This is a genomic window from Paenibacillus gyeongsangnamensis, from assembly GCF_027533625.1.
Lineage (GTDB): Bacteria > Bacillota > Bacilli > Paenibacillales > NBRC-103111 > Paenibacillus_G > Paenibacillus_G gyeongsangnamensis.
The window spans coordinates 104,083-116,621 of the sequence record NZ_JAQAGZ010000003.1 but is presented as its reverse complement, the minus strand read 5'-3'; the positions used below and the strand labels follow the sequence as shown (position 1 = coordinate 116,621).

Annotated in this window: 13 protein-coding genes and 2 riboswitches; of the genes, 7 read left to right on the top strand and 6 right to left on the bottom strand. The window is 54.0% G+C overall.

Going from position 1 to position 12,539, the window contains the following annotated elements:
* The first annotated feature begins 4 nt into the window (after nucleotides 1-4).
* From nikD to nikE, 3 genes are read left to right on the top strand one after another with little or no spacing between them, the layout of a single operon-like run.
* Nucleotides 5-838: a nickel import ATP-binding protein NikD gene (nikD, locus tag O9H85_RS05380; protein ID WP_269880261.1), complete on the top strand. Its 834-nt coding sequence runs from the start codon at nucleotides 5-7 to the stop codon at nucleotides 836-838.
* Entirely contained in the window at nucleotides 835-2,040 is a 1,206-nt protein-coding gene (gene cntE / locus O9H85_RS05375) for a staphylopine family metallophore export MFS transporter CntE (RefSeq protein ID WP_269880260.1), read from the top strand. Before nikD ends, cntE begins: the two co-directional genes overlap by 4 nt.
* A complete protein-coding gene (nikE, locus tag O9H85_RS05370; protein ID WP_269880259.1) occupies nucleotides 2,037-2,837 on the top strand; it encodes a nickel import ATP-binding protein NikE in 801 nt (266 codons plus the stop codon). Before cntE ends, nikE begins: the two co-directional genes overlap by 4 nt.
* 13 nt (nucleotides 2,838-2,850) lie before the next feature.
* Here nikE and O9H85_RS05365 read toward each other — a convergent pair whose 3' ends face one another.
* The 3 genes from O9H85_RS05365 to speD form a co-directional block, all read right to left on the bottom strand.
* Nucleotides 2,851-3,891, bottom strand: coding sequence for a S66 family peptidase (locus tag O9H85_RS05365; protein ID WP_269880258.1), 1,041 nt, complete (start codon nucleotides 3,889-3,891; stop codon nucleotides 2,851-2,853).
* Between the two features lie 13 nt (nucleotides 3,892-3,904).
* Nucleotides 3,905-4,897 (bottom strand): DMT family transporter, encoded by a 993-nt coding sequence (locus O9H85_RS05360; RefSeq protein WP_269880257.1) that lies wholly within the window; start codon nucleotides 4,895-4,897, stop codon nucleotides 3,905-3,907.
* Between the two features lie 128 nt (nucleotides 4,898-5,025).
* Nucleotides 5,026-5,173: riboswitch (FMN riboswitch) on the bottom strand.
* 178 nt (nucleotides 5,174-5,351) lie between these two features.
* On the bottom strand, nucleotides 5,352-6,188 hold the full coding sequence (speD, locus tag O9H85_RS05355; RefSeq protein ID WP_269880256.1) for an adenosylmethionine decarboxylase: 837 nt from the start codon (nucleotides 6,186-6,188) through the stop codon (nucleotides 5,352-5,354).
* A 344-nt stretch (nucleotides 6,189-6,532) separates the two neighbouring features.
* Between speD and O9H85_RS05350 the strand changes: the two genes are divergently transcribed.
* Nucleotides 6,533-6,964, top strand: coding sequence for an Rrf2 family transcriptional regulator (locus O9H85_RS05350; RefSeq protein WP_269880255.1), 432 nt, complete (start codon nucleotides 6,533-6,535; stop codon nucleotides 6,962-6,964).
* A gap of 21 nt (nucleotides 6,965-6,985) precedes the next feature.
* On the top strand, nucleotides 6,986-7,708 hold the full coding sequence (locus O9H85_RS05345) for a DsbA family oxidoreductase (RefSeq protein WP_269880254.1): 723 nt from the start codon (nucleotides 6,986-6,988) through the stop codon (nucleotides 7,706-7,708).
* A 63-nt stretch (nucleotides 7,709-7,771) separates the two neighbouring features.
* Here the strand turns inward: O9H85_RS05345 and O9H85_RS05340 are convergent, their stop codons facing one another.
* The gene (locus O9H85_RS05340; RefSeq protein WP_269880253.1) at nucleotides 7,772-8,656 is read right to left on the bottom strand and encodes a C40 family peptidase; all 885 of its coding nucleotides are present in this window, start codon (nucleotides 8,654-8,656) and stop codon (nucleotides 7,772-7,774) included.
* A gap of 6 nt (nucleotides 8,657-8,662) precedes the next feature.
* Nucleotides 8,663-8,813, bottom strand: a riboswitch (cyclic di-AMP (ydaO/yuaA leader).
* Between the two features lie 271 nt (nucleotides 8,814-9,084).
* Nucleotides 9,085-10,098 (bottom strand): LacI family DNA-binding transcriptional regulator, encoded by a 1,014-nt coding sequence (locus O9H85_RS05335; protein ID WP_269880252.1) that lies wholly within the window; start codon nucleotides 10,096-10,098, stop codon nucleotides 9,085-9,087.
* A gap of 320 nt (nucleotides 10,099-10,418) precedes the next feature.
* On the opposite strand from O9H85_RS05335, the gene O9H85_RS05330 reads away from it, so the two are divergent.
* Nucleotides 10,419-10,691 (top strand): helix-turn-helix transcriptional regulator, encoded by a 273-nt coding sequence (locus tag O9H85_RS05330; protein WP_269880251.1) that lies wholly within the window; start codon nucleotides 10,419-10,421, stop codon nucleotides 10,689-10,691.
* Nucleotides 10,692-10,734: 43 nt separating this feature from the next.
* A complete protein-coding gene (locus tag O9H85_RS05325; RefSeq protein WP_269880250.1) occupies nucleotides 10,735-11,517 on the top strand; it encodes an SDR family NAD(P)-dependent oxidoreductase in 783 nt (260 codons plus the stop codon).
* A 225-nt stretch (nucleotides 11,518-11,742) separates the two neighbouring features.
* Here the strand turns inward: O9H85_RS05325 and O9H85_RS05320 are convergent, their stop codons facing one another.
* A complete protein-coding gene (locus O9H85_RS05320; RefSeq protein ID WP_269880249.1) occupies nucleotides 11,743-12,435 on the bottom strand; it encodes a DUF421 domain-containing protein in 693 nt (230 codons plus the stop codon).
* Between the last annotated feature and the right edge of the window lie 104 nt (nucleotides 12,436-12,539).

Below are 12,539 nucleotides of genomic sequence, written 5' to 3'. Positions count from 1 at the left end.
ATCATTGAGTGAAAAACCGAACCCTGTTTTGAAAGTAAGCGGCCTGCACATAAAGGTAACAACGGCTCAGGGAACGCTTCCCCTTGTCCACAACGTTGAATTCGAGCTGAAGCCTGGTCGCGTGCTCGGTCTTATCGGAGAAAGCGGCAGCGGCAAATCGGTTACCAGTCTGTCTATTTTGCAGCTGCTGGACCGGAAAACAACTCATGTGGAAGGCAGTATTCAATTTAACGGCCGTGAGCTGAACGGGCTTAAAGCCGAAGAGATGCGGCGTATTCGCGGAAAAGAGATCGCTTTGATTATGCAAAATCCGATCAACGCCTACTCTCCCGTCTTTACGATTGGCGATCAATTCGTAGAAACGATCCGTACCCATACCCATCTTAGTAAAAAACAAGCGTTCGAGCTGGCCGTCTCCTCTTTGCACGATGTGAATTTGCCTGATCCTGCCGCACTTATGAGGCGTTATCCGTTTCAGCTGAGCGGGGGAATGCTGCAGCGTGTAATGATTGCCGTTTCGATGTGCTTACGGCCGTCCGTGCTTATAGCCGATGAGCCGACCACGGCGCTGGATGCAGCCAATCAAATGCAGGTGCTGCGCCAGCTGTACCGCATCCGCTCGGAATATGGCACGGCGATTCTATTGATTTCCCATGATTTGGGGGTCATATCGGAAATGGCTGACGATGTAGCCGTTATGCAGCATGGACGGATCGTGGAAAAAGCCGACGTATTCGAACTGTTCGATCATCCGCAGCATGCGTATACGAAATTGCTGCTCGATGCCAGACTCTCGTTGCCGATCAACCAACATACCAAGGAGCTTGTACTGTCATGACTGCCACGCAGCCGCATGTTACGGTTCCGCAGGACCGTCCGTTTGGGTCGAAAGCGATCCAGATTTACCTCGTATCACTATTATTTTATACCACCAGCCACATCCTTCTGATTTTGCTGCCGCTGAATTCACACGCGCTTGGAGCAAACCCGGCACAGATCGGTCTCATTATGGGCGCGTATATGTTTACCTCCATGTTCTTGCGGCCCGTAGCAGGTAAAATTGTCGACAAGTTCGGCACGAAACGAATATTTGCCGCAGCACTGATGATGAATGTGGTTGTCATATCCATGTATCTCATTCATGAGCTTTGGGTTTTCGCTCTGCTCCGAATGGTTCAGGGAGTGATCCTTGCCTTCTTTTCTATGGTATCGCATCTCCTGATCATCCAAGTCTTGCCTGAGAAAGCACGCGGACAAGGTCTGTCCCTTTTCTCGCTTTCGTCCATGCTGCCCTACACCTACGGTCCCTTTCTCGCCCTATATTTTGCGGATAGAGTGCCTATGCCGTACATCTTTATGACCTTGATCCCGATAAGCTTGACAACGCTCCTCATTGGCCTGAACCTCCGATTGCCGGAGCTTCACAGGCAGGATCATTTGCAAACGACGAATCAACACAGCAGTGAACCCTATAACGGATGGAAGGACCGGAAGCTGCTGCTTCCTTCGGTCATCATGCTTCTGGCTTCGGCCGTGATCGGAACGATCGCTGCCTTCCTTCCGCTCTATCTGGAGAAACGCGGATTGCCTTTTGCCGGATTGTATTTCTTGACCGAAACGGCGGTTCTTATCCTGCTGCGCTTCTTCGGCCGAAAATGGATTCCGACAAACGGCCGCTTCCCGATTCTTATGGTCGCTGTCCTGATATCCCTTATGACGACAGCTGTAGGTCTGGTTCGAATGGCCGAATCGCTGCCTATTATTCTGCTTGCAGCCGTTTGCAACGGGATTGCCTTGTCGATGCTGTATCCGACGCTGCTGACGTATGTTTCGTTTATCGTGCCGGAAAGGTTCAGAGGAAGAGGGATCGGTCTCTTCATTGCGGCTGCCGATTTCGGAACATCCGCTGGCACTTGGGGGCTAAGTCTGATTGCGAACGCGTATTCTTACGAGGTCATGTTTTCCGGCTGTATTGTCATTGGAGCGGCTGCCCTGCTGCTTATCCTGCTGCAGTCTAAAAAGGGAGGGATGAGGAAGTGAGCTTGTTGCAAGTAAAGGACGTTACTCATGCTTATGCCTCCTCTACTCTTTTCTGGCAGTCGAAGCGGCATGCGCCGGTGCTTTCCGGCGTTTCCCTTACGATTGAACCTGGCAAGTGTCTAGGACTTCTTGGAACGAGCGGAGCAGGGAAAAGCACGCTGGGCAAAGTGATTCTGGGGCTGGAAAAACCGCAAAAGGGGCAGGTTCTTTTTCAAGGAATGAATCTCTATGATACGGACGCCTCTGCCCGCAGACGGCTTCGCCGCGATCTTCAAGTAGTATTTCAAGATTGCTATTCTTCCGTAAATCCGCGCATGACGGCGGAACAAATCATCGGGGAGCCGCTTCAAAACTACGAGTCGCTATCCTCGAAGGAGCAAAAACGAACCGTCGGAGAATTGCTCGAAAGAGTCGGACTAAACGCTGACGACATGACAAAGCACCCTCATCAATTTAGCGGAGGCCAGCTGCAAAGAATCAATATTGCGAGAGCGATTGCCTTAAAGCCTAAGCTGATTGTACTCGACGAGGCAGTAAGCAGCTTGGATATGGTGACCCAATCCCACATTCTGGCTCTGTTAAGCGATTTAAAATCGACGTATGGTCTTTCTTACCTTTTTATTACGCATGATATTAAAGCCGCTTACTCCATTTCCGATGCTTTAGCTGTAATGGAAAAAGGAGAAGTGGTTGAATTTTGTGAGGATAAAGCCCAATTTTTACAATCGCCGCACCCCGGTGTGAGAAATTTGGTTCAATCCATTCTTTCAGAGCACCCTCGCTATCGTTCTCTCTAAAGCTGGAGGAGATTCATTCCGCGAACGGTCTTTCCAGCAATATAATGGCATGATCGTCAGGAAGAAGTCGAACCCGCCCGCCGATCGGCAGGATGAGCTTCGGATCGGTATGGCCGAAGTCGACGTCTACGGCAACGGGCAGCGATCCGGCTCCGAATTCGCCATGTATCACATCGAGGATGACCCGGTTCAGCTCCCGCTTCTCTTCCTCCGAATAATCCTTGGCCCGCCCGAACAGTACTCCCTTGACTTGGCGGAAGATCCCCTGCATTCCGTAATTCCGCAGCATATAGCCGACCTGCCTTGGGGTCGGCTTCTCTTCCGACGTTTCGAAGAACAGGATGCGCCGGTCCCAGAACTCCGGCTCCGGCCAATAGGCCGTCCCCTTTAGAAATTCCAGAACCTCGATGCATCCGCCCCATAAGAAGCCTTCGGCAATCCCGCTTCCCTGCAAAAAGCGCCAGCCCCGCTCGTTATCCGAGAACGGCAGGCACTCTCCCAGCGTCTCCCGCACGCTCCAGTCCTTGTACCCGTTGGTCCAACGGGAGAACGGCTTGCAGGTGTACGGGTAATCGTCCCGGAACAGAATCGATTCCAAATGCTGCAGGTACTCCTCCGGGAGATGCTGAAGCTGGGCGATTCCCGACATGACGGAGGGGCCGTAGAACGTCACCATGCCGAGCAGATTGAGATAGGTCAAGAACGTGGTCGAATCGGAATAACCCATGATGAATTTCGGATGCTTCAGGATCGCAGCCGTGTCCAAATAAGGCAATATCCGTACGGATTCGTACCCGCCGATCGTCACGATCATGCCGTCGATCCGGCCGTCAGCAAAACCGTCGTTGATGTCCTTCGCGCGAAGCTCCGGATGACGGTATAACTCTTCCGAAGACATTCTTGCGGTCGGCATTTCAACCACATGGAAGCCTAAGGCGTCCTGCAGATTTCGCAGCCCCAGCTCGTAATTGTCCGGAAAGGCGTGAGCCAAGCCGCCTGACGGCGCCAGCACGGCAATGGTGGAGCCCCTCTTCAACCGCCGCGGTTTGATCATACCAGTCCCCCCCTTACGCCGTTGCTTTAAGCTTCTTGGATGCTTCCGCCGTCTCGCCTGCCACCTGGCTCCGGCTCATCAGCCACAGCGTCGACCAGATGAGAAGGAAGCCGGCCAGCTGCCCCACCGTCAACGCCTGACCGAACACCATCCAGTTAATGAGCACGCCGACTGCCGGGAACGACAATTCCGCGAGCGTCGCCAGAAACGCCTTGGTAGACGTGAGTCCTTTATAATACAGCAGCATGCTCAGGAGTCCCGGGAAGAACGCCTGGAACAGCAGGTTGACCACGATCAGCGTCAATTCCCCGGGTGTCCCGTGCATGTGCCAGACGTCTCCGCTGACCAGCAAAATGACCGTCAGCAGAGGAATCGCCAGCAGGAACCGGAGCGACGTGACGAAATGGAAATCCAGCTGCTTCGAGAGCAGGAATTTGCCCATGACGGTCGAGCCGCCCCACAGCACCGCGGCCAGAATCGAGAACAGGCAGCTGAGCGTGCCGAGATCGTGAAGCCTAAGCGACGGGGAAGCAAAGCCGAACGTCAGCAAATACGTGCCGGCCATGGCGAAGATGATATAGATGAAGAAGCGGGACGGCAGCTTCTCCTTCAAGAGCAGACGGGCCAGAATAATCGCGAACAGCGGCTGCAGCTTCTGCAGCAGGAGCACCGCATTGGCGCTGCCGTGAGCGAATGCCGAAGTGAAGAGCATGGTCGCGATGGCCGAGCCGCCCCATGAAATAAAGAGCAGCGCGCCGATCACGGCCAGCGTCAGCTTCCCGGTCAAGCCGGACCGGTGCTTGATCAGCAGGGGCAGCGCGTAACAGGCCAGCAGCAGATGCTCGAAGAAGACGATTTGGGCGGAGCTGAACGTCTTCAGCAGCAGAATGCGGAAGAGTGGGTCCACCCCCCAAAGGGCAGCCCCCAGCGCGACATACCAGATGCCGTGGACGCCGCGGGCGTTCCATGACTTCAAGCCGTCGCGATAATGCAGCGTATTATCCAATTCAAAAACCTCCAGTCGGAATGTTTATTGAATTGAACCTTCTGAAAAGTGACGAAAACCCCCGCTGACAAGCAAGCGGGGGCAACGACAAACAAACGTGTTAAAATGCAATGTTTTAACAAGCTGTTCTTTACCTTCTCCCATCCGGACTATAACCGTCGGCTTTGGAATTGCACCAAATCAGTCCCGTCTTAAGCAAGCCGGGAGTCGCGGGCTCGGATACACGAACGTATCATCACCGCCGGTAGGGAATTTCACCCTGCCCCGAAGGTTCATATTCTGTTAAGGTGAATCTTATCACAATCCGAGTTTGACTGACAATACTTATTTTCAGAAAATTTTCAGAAAATACATCGGCCCCTCTCTCCCGATGGTGCTTAGTCGGACAACCAAAAAAACCGAACCCATAAGGTTCGGTCGGCGGTTCGGGCACCGGTTGGCGAAGCTCCGCGGCTTAGGTCTCGAATATCGCTGCACCGTTCGCGTAGGTAATATTTTTGCCGTAAAAGATTTCATCCATTTCCCACTTCAAGCTCTCCGTGATCTCTCTTTGCTCATCCGGGCTCAGCTTGTCCTTCGTGTAACCGAACAAATAATTGTTCAGATCGAATTCCCTCAGCTTGCATTTCGTGTGGAAAATATTTTCCTGATATACGTTCACGTCGATCATATCGTACAGGCTTTTGACCTTATCGGGAATGTAATTCTGGATGGAGCTGATCTCGTGATCAATGAACAGCTTATGCCCGGTAATATCCCGCGTGAAGCCTCGGACCCGGTAATCCATCGTCATGATGTCCGTATCGAAGGAAGAAATCAAGTAATTCAACGCTTTGAGGGGCGAGATCTCGCCGCACGTGGACACGTCGATATCGGCGCGGAACGTGCTGATCCCTTCGTCCGGATGGTATTCCGGGTAGGTATGCACCGTAATATGGCTCTTGTCCAGATGCATGACGACGTTGTCCGGGAGCGGACCCGGCGATTCCTCGAACGATTCGGTGGCCGCTTCGTCGATCGGGCCCTCCGAGACCAGCATTGTTACGCTGGACCCTTGCGGCACATAATCCTGTTTGGCGATATTGAGCACGTGGGCTCCGATAATTTCGGAGACGTGATTAAGAATTTTGGTTAAACGGTCCGCGTTATACTGCTCGTCGATATATTCGATATAGGCTTCCCGTTCTTCCTTCGTCTTCGTGTAGCAAACATCGTACATATTGAAGCTTAACGATTTCGTCAGATTGTTGAAGCCGTGCAGGGTGATCCGCTGTTCCGGCGTCAGTTTCATAGGGGCCAGCCTCCTTCAAGATCAGTTCTAGTCTATCCTACTTCGGTACAAGCGATTCCTGCTCTTCCGCCATCTACGTTCTTACCCGATCTTTGGAAAGCACAAACGCCCGGGAAGCACAAAAAAGACGGATGCCCTGAGGCACCCGCCGAGTAACCTAATGATTTATTTTACTTTCGTAATGCGTCCTTCGAGCTTAGGAGCGAATTGATTACATCTCCATCAATGCCCTTCAGGGGGCGTCAAGAGCGGGCAAATGTGCTGCACCGGGACTTCGGAAGGCATTTACGGCTTGACATGGCGCTTCGTTGTAACTATCATTATTGCATCGAGAGGTGAGTCTCATGAAAAAGATCAGCAGCCGATTTTCCATAGCCGTCCATATTCTTTCCCTGGTGACCCTCAGCACGTCGCCCTGCACGTCGGATTACATCGCGGCCAGCGTGAACACGAACCCGGTCGTCATCCGCAGGATTACCGGGCTTCTGAAGAAAGCCGGGCTGGTCACCGTTAAAGCCGGCACCGGCGGGACGTATCTCCGGAGACCGCCGGAGGACATTACGCTGCTTGACGTGTACCGTGCCGTGGAGGTCGTGGAGGAAGACGATTTGTTCCATTTCCACGAGCATCCCAATCCGGACTGTCCCGTTGGCCGGAACATTGAATCGACGCTCCGCGCCGATATGCACAGGGCTCAGTCCGCGATGGAGCGGGAGCTGGCCCAAGTTACATTAAGACAGGTCGTCTCCCGGATCGGAGAGACCTCTAAAAACTAGTTTACAGGAGGTGCCTTAAACATGAAAGTGGAAGTTTGGTCGGATTTTGCTTGTCCGTTCTGTTACATCGGCAAGCGCCGGTTGGAGGAAGCCTTGGAGCAATTCCCGGATCAAGAGAAGGTGGAGGTGGTATACCGCAGCTTCGAGCTCGATCCGAATGCGCCGCGGAGCGTGGACCATGACGTGCACGAAATGCTCGCCTCCAAGTACGGCATGAACCGCAGTCAAGCGATCGCGATGAACGAGAACGTGACCAAACAGGCGCAAACGGTTGGTCTAGACTACCATCTGGATACGCTCGTATTGACCAATACGTTCGACGCGCACAGGCTTGCCCATTACGCCGCAGACAACGGGAAGATGAAGGAAATGACGGAGCGTCTGCTCAAAGCCTATTTCACCGACTCGAAGCATCTTGGCGACCCGGCAGTCTTATCGGAGCTGGCGGCGGAAACCGGGCTTGATCCGGCGGAAGCCGCGAAGGTGCTGGCCGGAGACGCTTATGCGGAGGAGGTCCGCAGCGACGAGGCTGAAGCGGCCCGGCTCGGCGTACGGGGCGTGCCTTTCTTCGTGATCAACCGGAAATATGCCGTTTCGGGAGCGCAGCCGACCGAGGTGTTCCTGCAGGCGCTGCAGAAGGCTTGGGACGAAGACCATCCTTTGACTGTGCTGAATGAGCCGGCCGGAGGCGATGCGGATGCTTGCGCAGACGGCGTCTGTACGCCGCCAGGCGGCAAGAAGTAAGTCAAGTCCAAAAAAAGCACGATCCGGATGCCTGTCAAGGGCTCCGATCGTGCTTTTTTCATTTTAAAAAACGCGTCTGGCTCCGATATACTTCGATCCCCAATACGAGCTGGACAGGCTGTCGATTTTTGTCCCCCGTGAGGTGGTGGCGGAGACGAACTGGTTATTGCCGATATAGATGCCCACATGGGACGCTTTATTGCCGATCGAGAAGAAGACCAGATCGCCCGGCTGCAGATTCGTTACGGCCGTCCCGGTGTAATACATCTCAAGGGATGTACGTGGAAGCCAAACGCCTTTGGGGCCGTAAACAAAATTCACAAAGCCCGAGCAGTCAAACCCGTCCGGCGTTTCGCCGCCCCAGACATAGGGGATGCCGAGCAGGCTCTTGGCAGAGTTAATAATTTGAGTCGCCAAGGGAACCGGTTCCGGAGCTATGGCGGCAGCCTTTACCTGAGGCTTCGGCTTGTACCATGCCGGCGAATGATATTGCCCGTCCGCGTCGATAATGGCGACATCATTCTGGTCGTCCCATTGAATGCGATTGCCGAACGTCTCGGTAACGAAGCGCAGCGGAACGTAAGTCCGCCCCTCCTTGAATATCGCCTTACTTCCGAAAGAGACTTTCTCTCCGTTTACGCTGGCATGTTCCTCGCCAGTCTTCATGTTCAAGGTTTTGCCGTCGCCTTTCAGCGTAACGTTGACTTCCTTGCCTTCAAACGACCAGTCCACTTGATTGCCGAGCTTCTCGGCTACAAAGCGAAGCGGGACCTGCAGCGTACTGTTCTCATCAATGAACGGCTGGGCGTCCGGGAACGAAACTATAGAGCTGTTGACTTGAACCTTTACATCGGTTTCTTGAGCGGACGCGTGGGCGCTTCCGCTGGCGTACCATATTCCACCAAGCAAAGCAACGGTTGACAATAAGACCGGTTTGTTCCATTTCATATGTACGTCTTTCCTCCAAATAGCCTCCGAGGTTAGTTGACGGGTTCGGTAGAAGGTTGCTCCCTAAAACGCTTCGTGCGCCAGCGTTTATTCACCCCGATGAAATCAGTCCCCCGTACCTGCCGTTGTGCTCGGCAGGATTCGGCATTCTATTTTTATACCAGAGACTATACTAGCACGGTTGATCGAACCATTTCAACATGACCTTCTCTTAGGACCTCCTCACAATTATCGGCCAGCCTCCGCACGAGACGGGGCTATTGTCCTGTTCATGCAACGGACCAAAACGCTTCGCCATGCAGCTTTTTATGGGGTGAAACCACATTCAAATGCGGTTAGAACAATATTGCTGATTTGCATGCGTCGACGCCTCATAACAAAAAAACAGACATTCCGCCCGAAGCGGTCTGCCAGATTTGGTAGATTTTTCATATAGCCCCGCACGACTTCCGGATTGAAAGCGTGGGGTTGATCTCGATGCATTCGGGTTCCTTCGAAGTCATCCGTTCCTGCTCCTCGATCAACCGGAACATCAGGCTGACGGCCTTCGTCGTCAGCTCCTCCCCTTTGTAGGTAACCGAGGTGAGCGGAACCTCAGCGTACTCGGCCGCCTCCAAATCATCGAAGCCGATCAAAGCGACGTCCTCGGGAACACGCAGTCCCCGCTCACGGCACCACCGGAGCGCGCCGAGCGCCAAATAATCGCTGGACGCCAGGACGGCTCGGACCGGGCCGTTCGCCATCAGCTTCGAGGCGGCTTTGTAGCCCTGCTCATAGCTGAAATGGCTCACACGGGCAACCAGCTCCTCTCGGAATTCAAGCTGCCGGTCCCGAAGCACCGCTTGATAGCCGTCGAACTTCTCCACGTTCGCCGCCCCGCCGGTAATGAAGCCGATCTCCCGGTAGCCTAACTTGGCCAGATGCTCCGTAGCTTGATACGCACCGCTGAATTGATTCATATAGACGGCATCGCTTGAGGGCTTGTAACGCCCGCCGGAGAGCAGAACGAGCGGGATGCCGGCGCTGCGGATCGACTTGATCTTGTCTTGATTGTGCTTGTTCGTCGGGAACAGGAAGATACCGTCCACTTGACGTGACAGCAAAATGTCGAGCGCTTGAGATTCGTAATTCTTGTCGCTGTCCGTCGTCATCAGCATCATGTTGTAGCCGCTGGTCAGGAGCTTGCGTTCCATCTGCTGGGCGGTCTCGATCTGAACCGGATTCGTCATCTTCGGGAGTATAAACCCGATGACGTCGGTTTTCTTCTGAACAAGCGAACGGGCGATCGAATTCGGTATATAGTTCAGCGCCTTGGCCACCTGCTGTACCTTGGAGCGGGTTTCTTCGTTAATGCGGCTGCTGTTCTTCAGCGCCAGGGATACCGTATTAATGGACAGCCCCAGCTCCTTGGCGATATCCTCCTGCCGGATACGCTTGCTCAAATGACTCACCTCTGCGGATAGTTGGCCTAATGCGTTTCTAATGAAGTATAATATTCCACGAAGGAAGTCCGATACCCTCTTTCCTCTATTCCCCGGAGTGCGATGGGAGCGCAAACTTGTTGATCCAGCAGTATGCCTTAAAAAGCTTTCATCAACGATACCACGGGGTTACCTTGGTGTTGTCGATATGGACGGCCGGAAGACGCGTCACCAGAAATAGCCAGTTCCATCCTGCATTACCTAATATAGCTGAGACAATTGTATTTTTAATTAACTCGCAGTATAGTCAGGTTAAGCGCTACCGGAAGGATGGTGGAATCATGCAACGGGAAACCGTCCGGCGTACGGACGACTTCGTTAACCGTCAGCTGTCGAATTTGCCGCTTTCAATGAAGACGATCGGCATTATGATGACCAATTTTCTGCTTCAGACCCGAATCCATCATGCTAAGCTGATGTTGCAGCACACCGCCATGCCCATCTCGGAAATTGCGGAAAAAACGGGCTTCAACAGCTTCTCGTACTTCGGGAAAACGTTCAAAACCTATACCGGTGCGACGCCCAGGGAATTCCGGAAGACAAAGAACAGCTAACCCGCAGCAGTTGTAACCATAATCATAGAAAAGAGGAATGGACATGGATCTTGGATTGCAAGGGAAGGTCGCCCTGGTGACGGGCGGCAGCAAGGGAATCGGACTGGAGACCGCCCTGGTACTTGCGGCAGAGGGGGCGCACGTGGCGATTTGCGCGCGGGATCCGGAAGGACTGGAGAAGGCGGCTGCCCGCATCCTCGAGCAGACCGGAGCGTCAGCGCTGCCGATTCAAACGGACGTCACGTCGGCGGACGACTGCCTTCGGGCCGTCCGTGAAGCAGCCGAGCATTTCGGACGGCTCGATATCGTCATCAACAACGCCGGCACCTCGGCTGCCAGACCTTTCGACCAGGTGGCCGACGAAGCGTGGGGGTATGACCTTGATTTGAAGCTGTACGGCGCCATCCGCATCTCGCGGGCCGCCCTTCCTTATCTCCGCCAGGCGGGAGGGGGCGCGATCGTAAACCTGACGACCTCCGCCGCCAAAACGCCGCCCGCCTCGTCGCTGCCCACGTCCGTCAGCCGTGCCGCCGGACTTGCGCTCACGAAAGCGATGAGCCGCGATCTCGCGGCCGATGGAATCCGCGTCAATGCGGTGGGCATCGGCATGATCCGAAGCGATCAGATCGAGAAGCAGTGGCAGCTGAAGGCTCCCCACCTGAGTTGGGATGAGTATGCGCAGGATCCGAAGCATCAAATCCCGCTCGGGCGCATCGGCGAAACCGCGGAAGCCGCCAAGGTGATCGCTTTCCTGGCCTCCCCGGCGGCTTCGTATGTGACAGGAACCTCCGTCAATATTGACGGCGGGAAGGGCCCCGCCTTGTAAGAAGCAAGCCGGGGGCGTCCCGCTGCAAAGAATAAGGCCCGCAAATGACGTTTTGGCGCGCAATCGGATGCCGGAACGTCATTTTGAGGGCCTTTTTTCATTTGATAAGACTTTATAAATTTTTGCAACTTATAGCTTCGCATCAACCTTGATAAACGCGCTGGTCCTTGTAAGACAAGGACGGCGTAGCCGTTTATCCCGGTTTCATATGGATTTAAGTTCAGCCTAAACATCCTGCCAAGAGCGTTCCGGTATAAAATAGATCGTGCCATCCGATCCCTGTACGGCATAGCTAATGTCCTTCAGTCGATAGCCCTGCCGCCCGGCCTCCTCCCGAAGCCAAGCCTCCGACCGTCCCATCCCCTTCAGCGTTTCCTTAACCACGCTTCCTTGAAGCACCAGTTCTACAGGTACGTGGCCGTTCTTCATAAAGGACTTGATTGTATCCGGAGTAAGCGGCCGATACTGGGGTTTCTTCAAGACGGACAGCTGCCCGCTCTTCTCCAGCACCGCCTTCTCGACCTCGCTGGGATCGAAGATTTGCTCCGACCGCAGCTGCTGCAGAAGCGAGTCTTTCGTGAATTTGTGCTTCTTCATCGTTTCCTCCAGCATGCTGCCGTTCTCTATTACGGTAACCGCCTCCCCTTCGATCCATTTTCTCGTTCTGCGAGAACGCATTTCTACGAACAGCAGGCCAATGGACATTCCCCCTAAAATGACGATGGATAAGGTGAATAAGAAACTTCCGATCTTTATGTTGAATGCCATGTTGCCGGCCAGCGTGCTGAGCATCGTCCCGGTAATATAATCGTGGACACGGAGCTGTGCTACCGTTCTCCTTCCGACCAACCGGGCGATGATCAGCATAAGTACAAAAGCGCCCACCGTGCGCAAAATGACCTCGATTGCCTCGTTCATCCGGCTTCCCCCTCTCCTATTTTCTGCTGCTTGCCTGAGAGCCAGGCATTAAACAGAACGGAGCCCCTCGGTAAGGGAGGGCGCTCCGCAATTTTTAGTATAGG